General features: G+C 71.7%; 11 protein-coding genes. 4 read left to right on the forward strand and 7 right to left on the reverse strand.

Annotation, left to right across the window (positions count from 1 at the left end; translation table 11 throughout):
* From H6726_01680 to H6726_01690, 3 genes are read left to right on the forward strand one after another with little or no spacing between them, the layout of a single operon-like run.
* Positions 1–990 carry a hypothetical protein gene (locus H6726_01680; GenBank protein MCB9656331.1) on the forward strand — a complete coding sequence of 330 codons (990 nt, stop codon included), beginning with the start codon at positions 1–3 and terminating at the stop codon, positions 988–990.
* 23 nt (positions 991–1013) lie between these two features.
* On the forward strand, positions 1014–7739 hold the full coding sequence (locus H6726_01685) for a KR domain-containing protein (GenBank protein MCB9656332.1): 6726 nt from the start codon (positions 1014–1016) through the stop codon (positions 7737–7739).
* Positions 7736–8683, forward strand: coding sequence for a glycosyltransferase family 2 protein (locus H6726_01690; protein ID MCB9656333.1), 948 nt, complete (start codon positions 7736–7738; stop codon positions 8681–8683). The genes H6726_01685 and H6726_01690 overlap by 4 nt, the downstream gene beginning before the upstream one ends.
* A 710-nt stretch (positions 8684–9393) precedes the next feature.
* Here H6726_01690 and H6726_01695 read toward each other — a convergent pair.
* The 7 genes from H6726_01695 to H6726_01725 form a co-directional block, all read right to left on the reverse strand.
* Complete coding sequence (locus tag H6726_01695; GenBank protein MCB9656334.1) at positions 9394–10074, reverse strand: hypothetical protein; 681 nt, start codon at positions 10072–10074, stop codon at positions 9394–9396.
* 57 nt (positions 10075–10131) lie between these two features.
* Positions 10132–11391: an ATP-binding protein gene (locus tag H6726_01700; GenBank protein MCB9656335.1), complete on the reverse strand. Its 1260-nt coding sequence runs from the start codon at positions 11389–11391 to the stop codon at positions 10132–10134.
* Between the two features lie 119 nt (positions 11392–11510).
* A complete protein-coding gene (locus H6726_01705; GenBank protein MCB9656336.1) occupies positions 11511–12425 on the reverse strand; it encodes a hypothetical protein in 915 nt (304 codons plus the stop codon).
* On the reverse strand, positions 12425–13090 hold the full coding sequence (locus H6726_01710; GenBank protein MCB9656337.1) for a TrkA family potassium uptake protein: 666 nt from the start codon (positions 13088–13090) through the stop codon (positions 12425–12427). The genes H6726_01705 and H6726_01710 overlap by 1 nt, the downstream gene beginning before the upstream one ends.
* Before the next feature lie 27 nt (positions 13091–13117).
* Positions 13118–15253 carry a hypothetical protein gene (locus tag H6726_01715; protein ID MCB9656338.1) on the reverse strand — a complete coding sequence of 712 codons (2136 nt, stop codon included), beginning with the start codon at positions 15251–15253 and terminating at the stop codon, positions 13118–13120.
* Positions 15254–15257: 4 nt separating this feature from the next.
* Positions 15258–15998, reverse strand: coding sequence for a hypothetical protein (locus tag H6726_01720; GenBank protein ID MCB9656339.1), 741 nt, complete (start codon positions 15996–15998; stop codon positions 15258–15260).
* A gap of 32 nt (positions 15999–16030) precedes the next feature.
* Positions 16031–16678, reverse strand: a complete 648-nt coding sequence (locus tag H6726_01725) for a hypothetical protein (GenBank protein ID MCB9656340.1) — start codon at positions 16676–16678, stop codon at positions 16031–16033.
* Positions 16679–16909: 231 nt separating this feature from the next.
* Between H6726_01725 and H6726_01730 the strand changes: the two genes are divergently transcribed.
* Positions 16910–20866, forward strand: coding sequence for a cadherin-like domain-containing protein (locus tag H6726_01730; GenBank protein MCB9656341.1), 3957 nt, complete (start codon positions 16910–16912; stop codon positions 20864–20866).
* Positions 20867–21644 lie beyond the last annotated feature (778 nt).

Here is a 21644-nt window from a genome sequence, read left to right on the forward strand (position 1 = left end):
ATGTCGCGGCGCAAGAGGGCAGGCTTCGTGCTCGCGCTGACGTCGGCGCTGGTGGGCGGCGTGGGCCTTCTCGTGCATCGCCGCTGGCACAAGCTCTGGTTCATCCCCGAGCCCCCCAGCCGCGGCATGGCGCAGGGGAGCTGCGAACCCGCCGGTGTGGTGCCCCGGCTGCACGTGCTGTTCGTGGGCCACAGCCTGGTGAACCAGACCATGCCACGCATGGCGTCGGCCATCGCCGCGGCGCTCGGGGTGGAGCTCACCTACGACGTACAGCTCATCGACGGGGGCTCGCTCGAGGTCAACTGGAACCACGCGGAGGAGGCCACGGGCGTGAACGCGCGCGAGGCGCTGGGCACGGGCGCGTACGACACCATGGTGCTCACCGAGGCCGTGAACCTGGACGACCACCTGCGCTGGAGCGATCCGCCGGGACACGCGCTGCGCTGGTACTTGCTGGCCCGCGCGGCGCGCCCGGACGCGCGCCTGTTCTTCTACGAGACGTGGCACCACCGCAGCGAGCCGCGGCACGCGAGTGGCTTGCCCGTGCTGCCCAGCCGGCTGAGCTGGCGCGAGCAGCTGGACGCGGACCTCGGCAAGTGGGAGCACATCGTGGACGCGGCCACGCGTGAAGCCATGCGCAGCGCGCCCGACGCCGCGCCCCTCGACGTGCACATCGTCCCGGGTGGGCAGGCGCTGGCCGCGCTGGTGGACGCCGTGCGCGCGGGTGAGGTGCCCGGGGTGGCACGCGAGGTGGAGCTCTTCACGGACGGCGTGCACCTGAGCGACCTCGGCAACTACTTCATCGCGTTGGTCCAGGTGGCGACGCTCACGCACGTGGACCTCACCGGCGCCCCGCACCAAGTGCCCCGCGCCGACGGCGAGCTGGTCAGCGTCCCCCCTGACACGGCGCGCGCGCTGGCGGCGCTTGCCCAGCGCGCGGTCCGCCTCTACCCCCGCTCGGGCGCGACCTGCCCCACGGAAGCGAACTGATCATGTCCGACGAATACGAAGTCATGGAGCGCGACATCGCCATCGTCGGGATGGCGGCGCGCGTGCCCGGGGCGCAGACCCCCGCCGAGCTGTGGAAGAACCTGGTGGGCGGGGTCGAGTCCATAAGGCAGTACACGGACGAGGAGCTGCTGCAGAAGGGCGAGCGCCCGGAGCTGCTGCGCGACCCCCGCTACGTGCGCGCGGCGGCGCCTCTCGCCGGCCTGCCGAACTTCGACGGAGAGTTCTTCGGCTTCAGCCCGAAGGACTGCGCCATCATGGACCCGCAGCACCGGCACTTCCTCGAGTGCGCGTGGGAGGCGCTCGAGAACGCCGCGCACCCGCCCGAGCGCTTCGGTGGCCCGGTGGGCGTGTTCGCGGGCTGCGGCATGGGCAGCTACTTCTACGTGAACGTGTGCTCGCAGGCCGAGCTGGTGCGCGACGTGGGGCTCTTCCTGCTGCGCCACACGGGCAACGACAAGGACTTTCTCTCCACGCGGGTGAGCTACCTGCTGGACCTGGCCGGGCCCGCCATCAACGTGCAGACCGCCTGCTCCACCTCGCTGGTGGCCACGCACCTCGCCGTGCAGAGCCTGCTCGCTCGGGAGTGCGACATGGCGCTGGCGGGGGGGGTGACGATCGAGCTGCCGCACGAGCGGGGCTACCTGTACCACGAGGGCGAGGTGCTCTCGCCGGACGGGCACTGCCACGCGTTCGATCACCGCGGGCAGGGCACCGTGTTCGGCTCGGGCGTGGGCGTGGTGGTGCTGCGCCGCCTGGGCGACGCGCTGGACGACGGCGACGTGATCCACGCGGTCATCCGCGGCACGGCCGTGAATAACGACGGCGCGAAGAAGGTGAACTACCTGGCGCCCAGCGTGGACGGACAGGCCGCGTGCGTGGTGGAGGCGCTGGGCGTGGCGGGTGTTCCTGCGCGCAGCGTGGAGTACATCGAGTGCCACGGGACGGGCACCGCGCTGGGCGACCCGATCGAGGTCGAGGCGCTGACGCAGGGCTTCCGCACGCAGACCGAGGAGCGCGGCTTCTGCCAGCTGGGCTCCATCAAGACCAACATCGGGCACCTGGACACGGCCGCGGGGGTGATCGGCCTGATCAAGGCCACGCTGGCTCTGAAGCACGCACAGATCCCGCCCTCGCTCGGCTACGAGAAGCCCAACCCGGCCATCGACTTCGAGAGCTCGCCCTTCCGCGTGGCCAGCCAGCTCAGCGCGTGGCCAGCGCCCGCACAGCACCCGCGTCGCGCGGCGGTGAACTCGCTCGGCGTGGGCGGCACCAACGCGCACGTGGTCTTGCAGGAGCCGCCGGGCCTGCCCGAGCCCGAGCCGCCCAAGCGCACGACGCAGCTCATCACGCTGTCGGCGCGCACGCGCAGCAGCCTCGACGCGCAGAGCCAGCGCCTGGCCGCGCACCTCTTGGACCACGCACAGCGCCAAGAGGCGGGCGACGGCGCAGACGAGCCCTCCGAGCTGAGCCTGGCCGACGTGGCCTTCACGCTGCACCACGGGCGGCGCGCCTTCGGTGAGCGACGCGTGCTGGCGGCCAGCAGCCTGCGCGAGGCGGCCGAGCTGCTGCAGGCGGGCGACCCCCAGCGCGTGTTCACGCACACGGCGCTGCGTGGCACCACGGAGAGCGGCGCGCCGCACGTGGCGTTCCTGCTGCCGGGCGGCGGGGCGCAGTACGCGCGCATGACGGCGGGGCTGTTCGAGCACGAGCCGGTGTTCCGCGAGCACATGGAGCGCGGGCTCGAGCTGCTGCGCACGCGGCACCAGCTGGACCTCGCGCCGCTGCTCTACCCGGCGGCGGGCGACGAAGCGCGCGCGCAGTCCGAGCTGGACGCGCGCATGGACCGGCAGCTGCCGGCCATCTTCCTCACCAGCGTGGCCATGGCGCGCACCTTCGAGCACTACGGCGTGACCGCCAGCGCGTACCTGGGGCACAGCGCCGGCGAGAACACCGCCGCGCACCTCTCGGGCGTGATGAGCCTCGAGGACTGCCTGGGCTTGGTGATGCTGCGCGCCCAGCTGTTCATGCAGACCGAGCCGGGCGCGATGCTGTCGGTGACGCTTCCCGAGGCGGAGCTGCGCGCGCTGCTGCCGGACACGCTGGAGCTGGCCGTGGTGAACGGGCCCGAGGCGTGCGTGGTGTCCGGCGAGCCGGGAGCCATCGCGGCGCTCGAGGCGAGCCTTGCGGCGCGCGAAGACGTGGAGACGCAGCGCCTGGCCATCCCGGTGGCCGCGCACTCGCGGCTCTTGGACCCGATCTTGGAGCGCTTCGGCGCGTACCTGCGCAGCATCACGCTCTCGCCGCCGCGCGTGTCGTTCCTGTCGAACCGCAGCGGCACGTGGATCACCGACGCCGAGGCCACCGACCCGGCCTACTGGGTGAGCCACCTGCGCTCGGCCGTGCGCTTCGCCGACAACGTGGACGCGCTGCTGCAGCGGGGCCCGAGCGTGCTGCTGGAGGTGGGCCCGGGCCGCACGCTCAGCTCACTGGCGCGGCAGCACGGCGCGTTCCGCAGCGGCGGACACCAGGCCTTCGCGTCGGTGCGGCACAAGGACGAGGCCGTCTCGGACGCGCACTACCTCACGGCGTGCCTCGGGCGGCTGTGGGCCACGGGGGCGGAGCTGGACTGGGGCCAGCTGTGGCCGGGGGAGCTGCGCTCGCGCGTGGAGCTGCCCACCTACGCGTGGGACCACAAGCCGTACTTCATCGAGCCGGCGGCGCCCGCGCGCGTGGCGGAGGAGAGCGCGCTCGAGAAGCTGCCCGACGTGCGCGACTGGGGCTTCGTGCCGCGCTTCAAGCCTTCGCTGGTGGACCTGCCGCTGGCGGACGACGGGCTCCTGGACGAGGGCTCGACGGGAGCTGGAGCGGAAGGTGCGCAGCAGACGCACCTGATCTTCATGGACCGCGGCGGCGTGGGCCAGCGGCTGCGCGCGCGGCTGCAGGCGGCTGGGCAGCGGGTGGTGGCCGTGTACGAGGGCGACGCGTTCCACTACCGCGGCGACGACGAGTACACGCTCAGCCCAGAGCGCGGGCGCGAAGGCTACGCCTCGCTCATCCAAGACCTGGTGGAGCGCGGACGCACACCGGAGCGCGTCGCGCACCTGTGGCTGCTGGAGCTGAGCGAGGAGTTCCGCCCCGGGTCCAGCTTGTTCCACCACCACTTGGAGCGCGGATTCTTCAGCCTGTTCTTCCTGGCCAAGGCGCTCATCGACGCGAGCCTCCCCGGCGTGCACCTGAGCGTGGTCGGCAACGGGCTCCTGCGCGTGGGCGCGGACGAGGCGCCGCCGCACCCGCAGAAGAGCACCGTGCTGGGGCCCGTGAAGGTGCTCTCGCGCGAGCTGGAGGGGGCCACGGCGCGCTTGATCGACGTGACCCTGCCGACGCAGCGCGCCCAGCTGTTCGGGGGCTCGCTGCGCGCGGGCCTGCTGGACCCGTTCGGCGGCAAGCGGCGCGTGGAGCAGGCGCTGGACACGCTCAGCGAGCGCCTGTTCGACGAGCTGCGCGCGACGGCGGGCGACGAGGTCGTCGCGCTGCGCGGGGACAAGCGGTTGACGCAGGTGTTCGTGCCGCGCGCGCTTGCTCCTGTGGGCGACGCGCCAAAGCCGAGCGCGGCCGCCGCGAGCGCCACGAAGAACGGTGCGGGCTCGGCCGCTCACGCCGAGTCCCCGGCCGCCGCGCTCACCCCCGAGACGCTACCTGCCGCGCTGCGCGAGCGCGGCGTGTACCTGATCACGGGCGGCCTCGGCGGGCTCGGCCTGACCGTCAGCCAGTACCTGGCGCGCACGTGTCACGCGCGCCTCGCGCTCTTGGGGCGCACGCCCCTGCCCCCGCGCGAGCAGTGGGACACCTGGATCGCGCAGCACGGCGCCGACGAGCGCAGCAGCCGGCGCATGCAGCGCGTGCTGGAGCTGGAAGCGGCGGGCGCCGAGGTGCTGCTGCTCACGGGCGACGTCACCAACGCGGACGAGGTGCGCGCCGCGCTCGCGGCCGTGGACCAGCGCTTCTCTGCGCTGCACGGCGTGTTCCACGCCGCCGGCGAGCTGGACGACGACCTCATCGCGCTGAAGACGCTCGAGAGCGTGGAGCACGTGTTCGCGCCCAAGATCCAGGGCACGCGCATCCTGCACGAGCTCACGCGCGAGCGCGGGCTCGACTTCCTGCTGCTGTTCAGCTCCACCTCGACGGCCACCGCCCCCGCCGGGCAGGTGGACTACGTGGCGGCCAACGCGTTCCTGGACGCCTTCGCCGAGAGCGAGCGCGCGCAGGGACACCCCGTGACCTCGCTGCACTGGGGCATCTGGAGCGACGTGGGCATGGCGGCCGAGCCGGCCCGCGTGCGCGCCCACGCGCCCGTCGGCACGCCCATCGGACAGCAGCCGACGCACCCGTGGCTGAGCGCGCGCGTGAGCGACGGGCGCGGCGAGTCCACCCTGCGCGGCACGCTCGCCCCCGCGCGGCACTGGCTGCTGGACGGGCACCGCACGCTCGGTGGGCGCGCGCTCGTGCCGGGCACGGGCTTCGTCGAGCTGGCGCGGGCGGCGCTCCGTGCGTATGGCGAAGAAGGCCCCTTCGAGATCGAGGACCTCTTCTTCGTGCGCCCCTTCGCCGTGGCCGACGGCGAGGCGCGCGACCTGCACGTGAAGCTGCGCCCGAGCGAGCGCGGTTACCGCTTCGAGGTACGCGGGCAGGTGCACGTCGGCGGGCGCGAGGGCACGGTGCTGGTGGCGCAGGCCCACCTGGCGCTGCGGCCGGAGCCCCCGCGAGCCGCGCTGGACACGGCCGCGCTGCAGGCGCTCCAGGCGCGCTGTGACCGTGCTCACCAGGGGCCGGACAGCGCCGGGCTGCGCACGCCCCAAGAGGCGCACCTGCGCTTCGGCCCGCGCTGGCGCGTGCTGCACGAGGCGCACCTGGGGGCCACCGAGGGCCTGGCGCGTCTCGCGTTGCCGCCCGCCTTTGCCGGCGAGGTCGCGGAGCTGGGGCTGCACCCGGCGCTGCTCGACATCGCCACCGGCTGGGCCATGCCGCTCATCGAGGGCTACGGGGCGGAGGCCCTCTACGTGCCCGTGGCCTACGAGCGCGCGCGTGTGTATGCGGACCTCACCCCGCAGTTGCTGAGCTGGGTGCGCACACCCGTGCCCAACCACGCCGACGCCGAGTTCGCGTTCTTCGACGTGACGTTGATGGACCCGAGCGGGCGCGTGCTGATGGAGGTCGAGCGCCTCGGCCTGCGGCGCATGACGCCGGGCCCGGACTTCGCGCAGGGCGAGCGCGTGGCCCCCGCCGACGTGGCCTTCGACGAGGAGCACGGCGCGCAGGCCCCCTCCCCCGGCGAGCTGCAGCGCGATCGGCTCTTGGCGCGCGGCATCGGCACCACAGAAGGGCAAGACGCGCTCGGCCGCGTGCTCCAGCTGCTGGGGCTGGGGGGTTCGTCAGACGCGGCGCGCAAGGCGCCCGCGCAGATCTTCGTGAGCTCCATGGACCTGCCCACGCTGGTGCGTGAGAGCGGCGTGAGCGCGGGCGGTGAGACGGCCGGCGGCGGGCTCGAGCTGGCGCGCCCGGACCTGGGCGTGGACTATCTGGCCCCGCGCGACGAGGTGGAGAAGACGCTCGTGGGCTTCTGGCAGGAGCTGCTGGGCGTGGACCAGGTGGGCGTGCAGGACAGCTTCTTCGACCTGGGCGGCCACTCGCTCTTGGCGGTGCGCCTGTTCGCCAAGATCAAGGCCGCGTACCGCGTGGAGTTCCCCATCTCGGTGCTGTTCGAGGCGCCCACCATCGAGCGCTGTGCGCTGCTGGTGAAGGAGCGCCTGGCCGAGCGCGGCGTGTCTGCCGACGGCGCCGCAAGCGAGGGCGGCAGCGGCAAGGCCGCGCACGCCCCCCGCTATACGCACCTGGTGCCCATGCACACCGGCGACGGCGGGCCCAAGACGCCCTTCTTCCTGGTGGCGGGCATGTTCGGCAACGTGCTCAACCTGCGGCACCTGGCGCACCTGGTGGGCACCGACCGGCGCTTCTACGGACTGCAGGCGCGCGGGCTGTACGGCGAACAGGCGCCGCACGAGACCTTCGAGGAGATGGCCGCGGCCTACATCGAGGAGCTCAAGAGCGTGCAGCCGCGCGGGCCATACTTCCTGGGCGGCTTCTCGGGCGGCGGCATCACCGCCTACGAGATCGCGCGGCAGCTGGAGGCGCAGGGCGACGAGGTGGCGCTGCTGGTGATGCTGGACACGCCCGTGCCCATGCCCCCCGCCGACCTGAGCGTGCGCGACCGTGTGCTCATCCAGCGCGCCGAGCTGCGCGCCAAGGGCCCAGCCTACGTGGCCGAGTGGGTGGAGCGTCGCGCCGCGTGGGAGCTGGGCAAGCTGCGCCGCCGCTTCGAGAGCGCCACGCCCGACAGCACGCCGGAGAAGTTCCACGACGAGGCCATCGAGCAAGCCTTCCGGCGCGCGCTCGAGCGCTACGAGGTGCGCGCACGCCCCGCGGCCGAGCTGCACCTGTTCCGGCCCGTGCTGCCCGTGGCGTACGACCTGGGCAACGGCCGGCGCATCAACCACGAGCGCTCGTACGTGTACGAGGACAACGGCTGGAGCCCGTACGTGCGCGCGGTGCACGTGAGCGAGGTGCCGGGCGACCACGACTCGATGGTGCTGGAGCCCAACGTGCGCGTGCTGGCCCGCCAGCTGCGCGCCGTGGTCGAGGCGGCCGAGAACCAGCTGCGGAGGGCGCGATGAAGGTCTTGTGCGTGGTGCTCAACTACAAGACGGCCAGCATGACGCTGGACGCCGTGCGCGCCGCGCGCGTGGCCCTCGAAGGCGTATCCCACCGCATCGACGTGGTGGACAACGACTCGCAGGACGGCTCCTTCGAGCAGCTGAGCGCCGCCGCGCGCGAGGCCGGCTGGGACGACGTGCGCGTGGTGCAGAGCGGCCACAACGGCGGCTTCGGGGCGGGCAACAACGTGGCCCTGCGCGCCGCCCTGCGCGAGGCCGAGCCCCCCGAGTTCCTGTACATCCTCAACTCGGACGCCTTCCCCGCTCCGGACGCCATCAAGGCGCTCGTCACGTTCATGGAGGCGCACCCGCGCGCAGGCATCGCCGGCAGCTTCATCCACGGCCCCGAGGGCGACCCGCACCTGACCGCCTTCCGCTTCCCCAGCGTGGCCAGCGAGGCCCTGAGCGGCTTCCGCCTGGGTGCCCTCCAACGCCTGCTGCCGGAGCGCGAGGTGCCCGTGCACCCCATGCCCAGCACCACCCAGCGCGTGGAATGGCTGGCCGGCGCGTCCATGATGTTCCGCCGCGAGCTGCTCCAAGAGATCGGCCTCTTCGACGAGACCTTCTTCCTCTACTTCGAAGAGACCGACCTCTGCCGCCGCGCCATGCTCGCCGGCTGGGAGTGCTGGTACGTCGTCGAGAGCCGCGTGGCCCACATCGGGAGCGTCTCCACCGGCATGAAGAACAAGGCGCGCCCCATGCCTCGCTACTGGTTCGACAGCCGCCGCCACTACTTCACCAAGAACCACGGCGCCGCGTACACCTGGGCCGCCAACGTCGTGCACGCCGCGGGCTTGGCCAGCTTCAAGGCCCGGGCGCGCGTGCAACGCAAGGCGGACACGGACCCCGTGCACTTCCTGCGGGACTTCGTGCGCTACAACTTCGTGGAGCGCCCACCGCGATGAGGGTGTGACCAGCATCACGTGGCTCGGCGCCACCACGTAGCGACGTCAAAGGCACGATCGAACCACGTCTGCAAAGTCACCCTCTGGCATCCCACGGGAGTCGCGTACGGCAAAGGTTCGGGGGAGAACGCCTCCATGGGGACTACAAGACATCCTCGACCGCACGAGGACTTCGTATCGTTCCAGCCGAACGCGTCCAGTCGCTGCATCGGAACCGTCGAGCTCGAATAGGACCCGATAGCGTTCGCGCGTTGGTTGCCCATCCAACACGTACCCTTCGGACACGCCATCGTACTCGTACGCCATCTCATCGTCTCGACACGCTACGTCTCCCGACACGCGACTCGAGGCGCATCGACAAACGTCGGCGAGCTGGCGCTCTCCAAGAGCTATCGGGTCCGTGGCGCCGAGCGTCGGTCGGGCGGTTGGTCGGAGTGTCTCATGGTGTGCACACGCACCCAGGCACGCAGCCCAGGAGACGAAAGCAACGAAGCGTCTCCACTGTATCTCCCGCCTTCGAAGCATGGCACACGACACGTATTCACACCCCTTCGAGGAGGCACGCTGCCAGAGACATCGGCTCATCGAACATCGCCCAGGTCGACTCAAACAGGGCGAACATCATCTGGCATCGCTTCGCTGTGGATGAGCTCCACACCATCCGCGACACAGGCGTGGCGCTCCGTCGACGTTCCGCCCAGAGTGCCTCTCTACCACCAGTGGGGCCTCGGCTGGTTTCGAGAGCAACACGCCCCATTGAGCCGGACGTCACGGGGGCTCCCGTGCCACCACAAGAACGTGGCTTCGTCGCCCGTGGAATCCCGTGTCGGCACGGGTTCGGTCTCGCTCAGCGCACGGGTCCCCGTCCACCGCACGGAGAAGCGGGCACGGCGGGTCCTCCTTGACGTGGTCGTGACGTAGAAGGTCTCGGGCAGGTCTTGGATCACGCCTCGACGGTGGATGTTCCTCAAGATCCGTCGCGAGCGCCGGACGGCAACGATGGTCTCCGAGACCGGCGGCGCGACGTAGCGATCTGCCCCACCGCGGCGATCGGGATAGAGGTCGTCCACCGCGATGGCGCCGTCCCAACCTCGGTCGGTCTCGTGGAGGTCCACGAGGAGCACAGTTCGCCCGTCGCGCTCGACTGCCACGACGTGGAAGTCTTCCGACGCGCGCTGCGAGGCCCCTCGACGCGGCGAGCCTACTGCCACCACGAGCAGCAGACCGACCGCGAGCAAGCGCAAGGAGGGGCCCCGGTCACGCGAGCGGGTGGCGTCGGCAGCGCGCGTGGGCTGCACAGCGCTGCCCGCGACAACAGCGACCGCGACGACACCATCCGGGCAGGCGCCTACCAACCCAGGGTCGTCCTCGACGCGTGCAACACGAGGCATGAACGCTCAAGGTAGCAACGCGTTGGCCGTGGACGCCAACCGCGGGACAGGTCCGGCTCAGATCACACGCCACCAAGGCGCGGCGACGATGCCACGCTCCATGCGGAACGTGGCGTCGCCCGTGTGCAGCAGCAGGCAACCGGCCACGTCGTCACCGTACTCGTCGCGGAACGCGCGCAGGTGGCGCGCATCGTTCGCTGTCGGGTGGGCGCCTGCCTTGACCTCCACGCCCAGCAGGCGCCCTCGGTCTTCGATCACGGCGTCCACCTCTTGGCCCGACGCAGTGCGCCAGTAGAGGATCGCGGGCCGCGGGCCAGGCTGAGCGTCGGCCCACGCCACGAGGTCACCGACGATCAGGTTCTCGAGGTGCACCCCGCCCGGCTCGGCGCCGCTGAGGTGCAGCGCCAGCCCCGTGTCGGCCCAGTACAGCTTGGGAGCCTTGATCAACCGCTTGGTGCGGTTCACGGCGTATGGCTCGAGGCGAAAGACGAGGTGGGACGTCTCGAGCAGACCGATGTGACGCTGTACGGTCGAGGCCGGGAGCCCGATGTCTCGCCCCAGCTCCGCCTGGTTCAGTAGCCCGCCGAGGCGCAGCGCCGCGGCACGCATCAGGCGCCGGAAGTCGGGCAGCGACTGCACCTGGGCCAGGTCGCGCAGGTCGCGCTCGAGGTAGGTGCGCACATACCCTTCGAACCACGTCCCGCGGCGCGCAGCCGACGACAGCTCGAGCGCCGGCACGGGGAAACCGCCGCGACGGGCGAGCGCGGTCCAGTCCTCCGCTGGCGTCGCGTCGTCTGCAAGGAGCGTCGGCCACCGCTCGACGGGTTCCTCCAGCAGCGCCCGCCACTGGCCCGCACAGCCGAGGCCCAGCTGCTCGCGCCGCGTGAGCGGGTGCAGGGTCCGGTAGGCGGCGCGCCCCGCCAAGGAGTCGCCCACGGCCCCCATCAGCAGGAGGTTGGCCGACCCGGTGAGCAGGAAGCGCCCCCGACGCCGCGGCCGGTCGCGGTCCACCAGCGCCTTCACGGCCAGCAACAGGTCCGGCTCGCGCTGCACCTCGTCGAGGGTCATGGCCGCGTACCGCAGCAGCAGGTCCTCGGGCGCGTCCGCCGCTTGCTGGCGCACGCCGAGGTCGTCCAAGGTCAGGTAGGGCCGCTCGGCGAACGCGTCGCTCTCGCGCGTGAGCGTGCTCTTGCCGACCTGTCGCGCACCCGTGAGGACGGCCACGGGAAACGTGGCCAGATCCTCCGAGAGGGCGCGGCTGATCAGTCGGGGCCGGTAGGTGGTCACAGGCGCATGATAGTCGCCCAGACGGCGCATGACAATCACCCATGATGTGGTTGACTGTCATCAGAGAGCCCGGCGTGGACAGCGACGCGGAGCTGACGGGCCGCCCGCTCGCGCCCGTGGACCGCGTGGGCACCTGGCTGCGCGCCGCCTCAGCCCGCAGGCTGCACGACGCGCAGCGTCGTCCCGTCGAGCTCGCTCACCACCCAGCCCTCCGTGACGGCACCTTCGGCGTCCACGGCGGGCGGAGCATCCTCCGCGTCCTGGCGGTCCCGCATGGCCTGGTTCATGGCCACCACGCGCCCCTTCGCGTCGATCACCAGCGTGGGTGCGGCCTCGCGATCCAGCGCCCACCCGAGCAGGCGCCGTAGCTCGGTCGCGTCGCGGCGCTCCGCGTCTGCGCTCGGGGTGGCGGGCTCCCCCGCGCCGCGGTCCAGGATGGCGTTCAGGTCCCGCGCGATCTGCCGCAGCTCCGTGGGCCCCGGGCCGACCACGCAGCGCGCGCGGGCGTCGCCGTTGCGGATGCGCTCGAGGGTCTGACGCAGGATCTCCACGGGCAGCTCGAGCCGCAGCCGCAGCCGGCGATACACCATCACGCCCAGCCCGAGCGCGAGCGCGCCCAGCATGGCGGCCGCCCACGCGCCCGCGGTCCCGAGTCGCCGCGCCCCCCGGTCGGCGCGCGCCATCGAGTCATGGTTGACCTGCGCCAGCTGACGCAGCGCGGCGATGACGTCACGCCGCGCGTCGGGCTCCCCCGCCAGCGCCCCGGCCTTGCCCCGCGCGATGCGCTGGATGAGCGGCCGCTCCTCGGGCTCGGTGACGTTCTCGCGCGCCCGTGAGAACGCCTCCTCGAAACGCTGGTGGCTGGCCGGATGGCTGGCCACGTCCGGCTCGGCGAGGATGCTCAGCATCTCCTCCACGGCCAGGCTGCTGAAGACGTTGTCCTCGAGGATGTGCTCGATGGCCGGCCCCATGCGGTTGAGCAGCACGATGCCCAGCGCGGACAGCAGCACCTGCAGGACCAGGATGGACCCGATGCCGACGCTGGCCTCTTGGCGCAGCCGCATCAGCTGCGCTCCGTGAGCTTGCGCGCTGCCGCCTCGGTGCTGACCAGCATCAGGATGTCGCCCTGCTGCAGGGGCTCCTGTGGGTCCGGGATGCTGGCGTGCACCACGCTCTGTCGCTCGCGTCGCACGGCCGAGACGGTCACCAAGAAGCGCTTTGGCAGCGCCAGCTCGGCCAGCGTGCGGCCCCAGAAGGACTCGGGCGCCACCAGCTCGGTGAGCACCAGGTCGCCCCCCAGCGGCATCACGTTCAGCACGTTGCGCCACGCCAGGCGCACGGCCAGCCGCTCGCCGTAGCTGCGCTCGGGGTTGATGACCTCGTCGGCGCCCACCAGCTTGAGGATGCGCGCGTGCAGGTCGTCGGTGGCGCGCGCCACGATGTGCTTGGCCCCCAGCTGCTTCAGCAGCGCCGTGACGATGATGCTGCCCTCCCGATTGTCGTCGCCGATCGCGCACACGCACGTGTCGCGCGTGGCCGGCGCCAGCGCGGCGAGCGCTTCTTCGTCCATGGCGTCCATCAGCACCGCGTCCGCCACGTGCGAGGCGATGTCGTGGATGTGCGCGGGGTTCACGTCCACCGCCAGCACCTCGCCGCCGTTCTTGGCGAGCGCGCGCGCCAGCGCCATGCCGAACTGACCGAGACCGATGACTACCGTTTGCTTGGACATAGAGCCTCCGCCCGAGGGCGCTCGAGATCACCCGACCGACACGTTCTCTTCTGGGTACGTGTGGTCGACGCGCGCCGAAGAAGCCGACGCCAGAAAGACGAAGAGGGTGAGCGGGCCGACGCGCCCCGCGAACATGCAGGCCACGATGATGACCTTGCCGATGTCGTCCAGCATGCCCGTGGCGCCCACGCTGAGGCCCACGGTCGCCAGCGCGCTGACCACCTCGAACAGCGCCGCGTCGAGCGGGATGTCCTGCGTGATCTGGACGCACGCGAGCCCCACGCAGCTGGCGAGCACGCCGAGCGTGGTGACCGCCGTCGCGCGCAGCACGCTCACGTTGGGCAGCGTGCGCCCGAAGATCTCGATGCGCTCGCGGCCGCGCGCCACGGCCAGGATGGACAGCACCACCACGGCCAGCGTGGTGGTCTTCGCGCCGCCCGCGGTGGACCCGGGGCTTCCGCCGACGAACATCAGCAGGATCATCAGCGTCCACGTGGCCGGGGCCACGCGCGCCAGGTCGATGGAGTTGAAGCCCGCCGTGCGCAACGTGATGGACTGGAAGAGCGCGTTGCCCAGCTTGTCCACCAGGCTCATGTCCGCGAGGGTGTTGTTCCACTCGAGCGCGGCGATCAGGAACGCGGGTGCGACGATCAAGAGGGCCGTCGTGGAGAGCACCAGCCGTGTGTGCAGCGAGTGCCGCTGGACACGCGGGCGCCGGAACCACACGAGGGCCATGACCACGCTGGGGCCGAGGCCGCCCACCACGATGGTGACGGAGATGACGCCCAGCACGAACGGACTCTCGGCGTAGGGGACCAGGCTGGCGCTCTGGAGCGCGAACCCCGCGTTGCAGAACGCCGAGATGGCGGTGAAGGTGCCGCGCCAGAGCGCCATGAGGAACCCGTCGTCGCCGGCCCAGAACGCCAGCGTCAAGAGCAGCGCGGAGAGCCCCTCGGTGGCCACGGTCACCACGAACACGTCGCGCAGCGCGCCCCGCAGACCCGCTCGCCCAGACGCTCCGACCAAGTCCACCGCCGCGCGCTCGTGCGAGAGCGACAAGCGCTTGCCCAAGAACACCACCGCCGCCGCCGAGAACACCATGATGCCGAGGCCCCCCACCTGGATGAGGGTGAGCACCACGGCTTGCCCGAAGCCGGAGAAGGCCACGGGCGTGTCCACCGTGATCAAGCCCGTCACGCACGTCGCGCTGACCGCGGTGAAGACGGCGTCCATGAACGGCAGCGGGTCACCGTGCGCAGCGGCGATGGGCAGCGCCAGCAAGAGCGTGCCCACGGCGCAGATGGCCACGAAGGAGACCACCAGGACGCGCGACGGGTTGTTCAGCACCACGTCCACCAGGTCGGGCTCGCGCGCGATGGCCGCGGAGGGCGCGAGCCTGCGTCGGAACGCGTGCCGCGACGCGAGGCCCAGCATGGCCAGCGGCGACAAGAGCCCGAGCGCCACATAGCGGAGCGACTCCTCCAGAGGCGCGCCCAGCGCGAGCGTCGCGATGACGACGGCCGCGGGCAGCAGCGCGGTGAGCCCGGCGGACACCACCAGCGCCACCTGCCAGCGCGTGGCAGGCAGGCGCCCGCGCCACGCATAGGCGACGGGGACGAGGAACAGCACCGTCAGCGCGCTGACGCTCGCCACGGTAGCGGCGGGCATGCTGAGCCACGCGTCGAAGCCGAACAGCGTCGCGACCAACGCGGCCACCTGCACCTCGAACTCGGCGGGGTGCTCGACCCTCAGGTGGTCCAGCACCCGCAGCCGATCCGGGGGCCAGACATAGGCCAAGAAGCCGACCATTCCCGACAGCAGCACGAGCCCGCGCTCGGCGTCCTCCGGCCGGGAGAGCAGCATGGCCGCCATGAACGCCATCAGCGCGAGCGTCACCACGGCACGCCACACGCGGCGCCCCTCGCGGTGCAAGACGGATCCGAGAAGAAACAACAATGAGACGCCGCTGGCGGCCACCCACCAGGCAGGGACGAAGCCCTCGACCACTTCCCGCACGGCCGCGCTGGGCACCACGGTGATGGCCGCGGGCGCCAGCGCCAGCCACAGCACGCGGATGCCGCGCGTTCGTCCGCAGGTGTAGGCCATGTCGGTGGTGCTGGTGTGCCAGGTCACCCGGGTGTGCGCAAAAGAGCGTCGGGCCATGGCATCAGGGGGACGTGGGTGGGTCGCTCGCGCTGGGCTCGTGCAGGCGCGCGAGCTTGTCGCCGTGGCGACGACGAAAGCGGCGCACGTAGCCCAGCGTGACGGCCAGGAACGACGCGATGCCGGAGGGGATGAGGCCCAGGAGCGCCGCGATGACGAACATGAAGAGCAGCCAGGCCAGCGCGGCCAGCACGGGGCCGCTGAACAGGATGGCGCCCAGGTCGATCAGCAGCACGGGGAGCAAGATGACGAGCGCCACGGGCCCCGCGTGGCCCACGTGGCCCATCCCCTCCAGCAGCCAGTGGCGCTCGCTGCCCACTTGCATGCACGCCTCGGCCACGCCCACGCCCGCGTGCTCGAGCGGGCCGCTCATGAGCCAGAACGAGATCACGAGCGCGAGCGGGATGCAGAACACCGGGACCAGCACCCACGGGCCCGAGAGGGTCCACGCCGCGCGTAGCGCGCCCCCCACCGTGGCGATGGGGAACGCGACCGTCAGCGCGTAAAACAGCGCGAAGAAGGGCAGCACCACCCACATGAGCGGGTCGGTCCCCTCGGACCTCATGCCGTCGACGCACGCGACCATCAGGAACGCGAACAGCAGGCCGCCCACCACCAGGAGGGTCTTCCCGAAGGGCCGAAAGAACGAGGCCAGCACGAAGCGCAGCTCGGCCTTGAACACGGTCCAGCTGTTCTTCGCGACGTTCTTTCCGGTCTGCTTGGCACGGGAGAGCGCGTCGTCCATCGGGCGAGGCTACCCCCATGCGGCCGCGACGCCTATGGCGCTGCGTCGGCCGCGTCGGCCGCGTCGGCCGGGGCGTCGCAGGGACGACAGGCCTCGATCACGATGACGGCAGGCTCCCGGATGACCGGCAGCAGCGGCGGGTCCTCCAGGTAGCGCACCACCGCCCGCTCGCAGCGCGACAGCGCGGCGCGCTCGTCGACGGCGTCGAAGAAGCCCCACATCACCCCCGTGCCGGGGATGTGCGCCATGCGCATCTCGGGCGCCCCCGCGAGGTCGGCGAGGTCCTGGGCTCGGCTGCGCACGTACATGTCCACCCCGTTCCCACGCGTCCCGTGCGGCAGCGCGCGCAGGTCGAACCCGAGGTGCACCACGGCGCATCCGGCCCACGGACGGGCATCCCGCGCGGCCGCAGGCGTGTCATCGCCCGCGTCCTGACCGTGCAACGCCAGCGTGGCGTCGTCGCCGGTCGGGTCGGTCGCGCGCCCTTCCGCCTGTGCTGGTCCCTCACCACCTGCGGGCCCACGTGTGTCGGAGGCGCCACCCGCTTCTCCTCCGGGCGCGGTTGCCTGTTGGACCGGATCCACTTCACCTCCCACGGTCTCCGTGGCTGTGGTCGACCCACAGCCCGTGGCGACGCCACCAGACGCCAGCAAGAGCAAGGCACGCATGAGACAGCGCATGCGCTCAGCCTCGCCCTTCGGCCGCCTCGCGGCAAGCGACGCGAAGGTCACCGCCTGCGTGCACACAGTGCGAGACCGCTTGGCGCGCGCTGGAGCGCGGCAGTCAGCTCGCTGGTGCGCCCAGCAACGAGAGCGACTCGCGCGCAACGCGACGCACGGCAGCTGCGGTCCTCACACGCCGCCGACGTACGTGGCACACTGCCGGACCAAGCGGATTAGAGGAGTTGGCCGATGAAGCGGATGCTCATGAGGGCGAGTTGGTGCGTGTGGTTGTCGACGGCGTGGGTGATGCCGGGCTGTGGGGACGGCGCGGACCGCCTGGTCGACGCGGCCACGGACGGGAGCGCCGACACGGGCGCGTCGGACGGTAGCATCGACTTCGGGGGCGACGGCGGCACGTCCAACGATCTCGGGACACCGGACGGTTTCGTCGGCGTTGCGCCATCCGCCCTGGCGGATGGGTATGCGGCGTCGAGCGGCTTCACGCTCTCGGTCGACGCCTCCACCGGCGTCTTGGCGAACGACACCCTGGGCGACCCAGTAGGCACGGTCGTGAGCTTCGGCGGCGGTTCGCTGGGCGGGACGGCCGCAGATCGCGTCGCAGGCGCGACCGCCGCCATCGGGACGGGCTCACTCGTGCTGCGCGCCGACGGCAGCTTCGACTTCACCCCAGACACGGGCTTCCTGGGCTCGTTCACCGTGGACTACGTGCTCGCCAACGCGGAGGGCAGCGCGAGCGCCACAGTCACGATCGAGGTCAGCGCGGGCCCCACCGCGGTCGACGACACCTACGCCGCGCTCGCCGACACGACGTTCCAAGTCCTCGGTGGCACGGCCGACGCCCTGCTCGCGAACGACCTGGGTGCGCCTGCGCCTAGCGTGGTGAGCTTCGGAGGCGGCGACCTGGGCGGCTCGGTGGACGACCACAGCGCCGGCGCGACGGCCTCGTTCGGCACGACCGGCTCGCTCACGGTCACCGCCGACGGCGGCGTCGAGCTGGTCCCCGAGGCGGGGTTCAGCGGTCAGTTCACCTTCGACTACGAGATCATGAATGCGCTGGGCAGCTCCACCGGCACGGTGACGATCACCGTTCAGGCCGCTCCCACGCTGGCGGGCACGCCCCCCAACGGTGAGGTCGGTGTGTCCTACGCGTTCAACTTCACGGTGAGCGGCTTCCCCACCCCGACGCTCAACGTGACCGCCGGTGCGCTGCCCCCCGGCCTCGCGCTCTCGGGCAACAGCATCACGGGGACACCCACCATGCCGGGCAACTTCAGCGGGATCACCGTCACCGCCGGCAACGGCGTCGGCGCGCCAGCGACGCTCGACTTCGCCATCACCGTCAACAGCCCGCCAGCCATCACCAGCGCCGCGAGCACCACGTTCGTCGTCGGTGTGGCGGGCTCGTTCACCGTCACGGCCACCGGCACGCCCGCCCCGACCATCGCCCGCACGGGCGCGCTCCCCACCGGCGTCACGTTCGCGGGCGGTGTGCTCTCCGGAACCCCCGCCGCCGGCACGGGCGGCACCTACCCGGTCACCTTCACCGCGTCCAACGGTGTCGGCAGCAACGCGGTGCAGTCCTTCACGCTCACCGTGAACCAGGCCCCCAGCGTCAGCGGGGCACCCCCGAGCGGCGCCCTCGGCACCAGCTACAACCACGCCTTCACCGTCGCAGGCTTCCCCGCGCCCACGCTCAGCCTGACCGCCGGCACGCTCCCGCCCGGCCTCGCGCTGGTGGGCAACAGCATCACCGGCACGCCCACCATGCCCGGCACCTTCTCCGGGCTCACCGTCACCGCCAGCAACGGAGTCGGCTCCCCCGCCACGCTCACCTTCTCCATCACCGTCAACAGCCCGCCGGCCATCACCAGCGCCGCGAGCACCACGTTCGTCGTCGGTGCGGCGGGCTCGTTCACCGTCACGGCCACCGGCACGCCCGCCCCGACCATCGCCCGCACGGGCGCGCTCCCCACAGGCGTCACGTTCGCGGGCGGCGTGCTCTCCGGCACCCCCGCCGCAGGCACCGGCGGGACCTACCCGCTCACCTTCACGGCCACCAACGGCGTCGGCAGCAACGCCGTCCAGTCCTTCACGCTCACCGTGAACCAAGCGCCGACCGTCAGCGGCGCTCCGCCCAGCGGCACCGTCAGCACGAGCTACAACCACACGTTCACCGTCGCAGGCTTCCCCGCGCCCACGCTCAGCCTGACCGCCGGCACGCTCCCGCCCGGCCTCGCGCTCGCGGGCAACAGCATCACAGGCATGCCCACCATGGCGGGCACCTTCTCCGGGCTCACCGTCACCGCGTCCAACGGCGTCGGCTCCCCCGCCACGCTCAACTTCTCCATCACCGTCGCCGGCAACCCCGTGGCCGTCGCCGACGCGTATGGGGTGACGGGCAACATCGGCGTCAGCGTCCCCGCCCCCGGCGTCCTCGGCAACGACACGCTGAGCGGCGCGACCCTCACGCACGTCGGGCCCGCAGCCTCCACGACGACGGCCGTCCCCGGGACCATCACCACCAGCAACGGCGGCAGCGTGACGCTCCAGGCGAACGGCAGCTTCACCTACAACCCGCCCGCTGGCTACACGGGCACCGACGCCTTCCACTACCGCCTCACCAGCGGCGGGAACACGACGACCGCGCAAGTGACGCTCAGCATCACCAACCGGGTGTGGTTCGTGGACTCGACGGCGAGCGCGGGTGACGGGCGCCTGTCGAGCCCGCGCAACAACCTCGCCACGGCCATGAGCGGGGCCACCGCCGGTGACCGCATCTTCGTCTACCGGCAGGCCTCGAACTACGTCACCAACGTCACGCTACAAGCCAACCAGCGGCTCATCGGTCAGGGCGTGGCGCTGGACGCCAGCAGCCTGGGCTTCACGCCCGCTCCGTTCAGCGTGGCCCTGCCAAGCGCCACCACGCACCCGGGTATCCAGGGCAGCGTCACCTTCGGCGGCGCCAACGCCGGGCTCTTTGGTGTGCATGTGACCCCGTCGTCCGGCGGCGGTGTCACCGATGGGGGCGTGGCCCGCGCAGGGCTCGTCGCGTCCAACGTGCGCGTCACGACGTCGGGCGGCGTCGGCGTGTCGCTCACGGGCTCCAGCGGGAACCTCTCGTTCCGCAGCGTCAGCACCACGGGCGGCACCCGCGGCATCTCGCTCTCCGGGGTGGGTGGCACCTTCACGGTGACGGGCGACGGGTCCACCGCGGGCTCGGGCGGCACCATCCAGAACACCACCGCCCATGGCGTGCAGCTCACGAACGTCAGCGCGGCGGTGAGCTTCAGCTACATGGCCTTCAACGGGTCCGTCTATGACAATGTCAGCCTCGAGACCAGCGGCGCAGGCGTGAAGCTCGACTCGAGCAGTTCCGTCGCGAGCTCGCTCACCATCGACCGCTGCAGCTTCGCCTCCAACCAGGGACGCGCTGTCTACGTCCACCCCACGGGCAGCGGCGCGACGGCGCTCACCCTCACGAACAGCACGTTCCCCACGAACCTGGTGGGGACGTCCGAGGTGTTCGTCTTCTACGAGGGCAGCTCGAACGCCAACACCTACGACATCCGCGGCAACACCTTCACGAACATCAACATCACGGCCGTCCAGGTGTTCATCGGGACCAGCCTGGGCGCGCAACAAACGGCGCGCGGTCACGTCAGCAACAACAACATCACAGGCCTGCCCAACGGCTTCGCGACAGGCATCTCGGTGGGCGTCAACGACAACGCCGGGTCGACCATGATCGTCGCCGTCGAGAACAACATGTTCACCGCCATGGGCACCATGGCCATCGATCTGAACAAGCAGCCGCTCAACAACAACATGCACGTCACCGTGCGCAACAACACGGTGCGCTCGCCCGTCTCACCTGGCACCAACTACCTCTACGGCCTGCGCCTCACCATGGCGTCCAGCTCCTCCGCCGGCCCGGCCGGGACCTACTGCGCGAACGTAAACGGCAACGACATCCCCGACTTCGGCGGCGGCTCGTCCATCCGCATCCGCCGCCTCGGTACGCACGCCGGACTCACCACCTCCATCCAGGGCTTCACCGGCAACACCCAGGCCCAGCTGACCACGTTCCTCGCCGCCGCCAACGCTGGACCCCTGGGGCCCATCAACTACTCCCCCGACCCCCTGACGCAGTTCGCCTTCCCGAACCAGACCTGCCTCACCCCCTGAGCCCGCCGCGCGCCCCGGGCCCGGTCACGCCGCCCGGTTCCCACGTCCAGGTCCCGGTTCCCGAGTCCCAGATCCGGCCGGTTCCCGAGTCCCACGTCCCGCCGCCCGGTCCCCGAGTCCCGGATCCTGCCACCCGGTCCCCGAGTCCCAGGTCCACCACCCGGTCCCCGAGCCCCAGGTCCGCCGCCCGGTCCCCGAGCGCCGCCGCACGCCCGGCCAGCCCACACACGCCAACCGCACTGACCGCCGCCGAGACCAGCTGCGCCGGCCCCACCAGCACCACCAGCCTCAGCCGAGTCCAGGCGCGCCCCCCTTCCGGCGCGCCCCCACCCGGTACTCCGGCGGCCCGTCCCGCCCCCGAGCGCTCCCGCATCCCATCGCGCCAACCCGCGTTCACCCGCCTACCCCGCGCCTCCCCCGACGGGCCCCACCCGCCCCGTGCGGCCAAGCCGCCCGAGGACGGGGGGCGCCCTGGTCTAAGGGTGTCGGAGGGACCCGCTTTTCAAGCGCCGCCCCGCGGCGCGTAGAAAACGGGAGGCCCCGCAGGGAGCGCCTGCGCGACCGAGCCCGTGACCAGGGCGCCTCCCGTCCTCGCACGACCAAGCCCCCAGCTTCGACTAAAAGGCGAACCACCCGGAATGCCGGGCCAAGAAGTGTGTTACGAGCCCCGGCAGCTGGATCTGCCGGGGTTCTTGACTAGGAGGGCCCCCGGACTACCATCCGCGCGCCCCGAACCTATCGATTTCTCGACGGAAGATACGCTTCATATGAGTGACCT

This window comes from Sandaracinaceae bacterium (genome assembly GCA_020633055.1).
In the GTDB taxonomy this organism is placed as follows: domain Bacteria; phylum Myxococcota_A; class Polyangia; order Polyangiales; family Houyiibacteriaceae; genus JADJJE01.

What these genes read in the sequence shown, in the direction of transcription:
- H6726_01695 (MCB9656334.1), bottom strand. Translation starts at nt 10,074, where the DNA reads ATGCCTCGTGTTGCACGCGTCGAGGACGACCCTGGGTTGGTAGGCGCC.
- H6726_01705 (MCB9656336.1), bottom strand. Translation starts at nt 12,425, where the DNA reads ATGCGGCTGCGCCAAGAGGCCAGCGTCGGCATCGGGTCCATCCTGGTC.
- H6726_01710 (MCB9656337.1), bottom strand. Translation starts at nt 13,090, where the DNA reads ATGTCCAAGCAAACGGTAGTCATCGGTCTCGGTCAGTTCGGCATGGCG.
- H6726_01715 (MCB9656338.1), bottom strand. Translation starts at nt 15,253, where the DNA reads ATGGCCCGACGCTCTTTTGCGCACACCCGGGTGACCTGGCACACCAGC.
- H6726_01680 (MCB9656331.1), top strand. Translation starts at nt 1, where the DNA reads ATGTCGCGGCGCAAGAGGGCAGGCTTCGTGCTCGCGCTGACGTCGGCG.
- H6726_01720 (MCB9656339.1), bottom strand. Translation starts at nt 15,998, where the DNA reads ATGGACGACGCGCTCTCCCGTGCCAAGCAGACCGGAAAGAACGTCGCG.
- H6726_01725 (MCB9656340.1), bottom strand. Translation starts at nt 16,678, where the DNA reads ATGCGCTGTCTCATGCGTGCCTTGCTCTTGCTGGCGTCTGGTGGCGTC.
- H6726_01690 (MCB9656333.1), top strand. Translation starts at nt 7,736, where the DNA reads ATGAAGGTCTTGTGCGTGGTGCTCAACTACAAGACGGCCAGCATGACG.
- H6726_01730 (MCB9656341.1), top strand. Translation starts at nt 16,910, where the DNA reads ATGAAGCGGATGCTCATGAGGGCGAGTTGGTGCGTGTGGTTGTCGACG.
- H6726_01685 (MCB9656332.1), top strand. Translation starts at nt 1,014, where the DNA reads ATGGAGCGCGACATCGCCATCGTCGGGATGGCGGCGCGCGTGCCCGGG.
- H6726_01700 (MCB9656335.1), bottom strand. Translation starts at nt 11,391, where the DNA reads ATGCGCCGTCTGGGCGACTATCATGCGCCTGTGACCACCTACCGGCCC.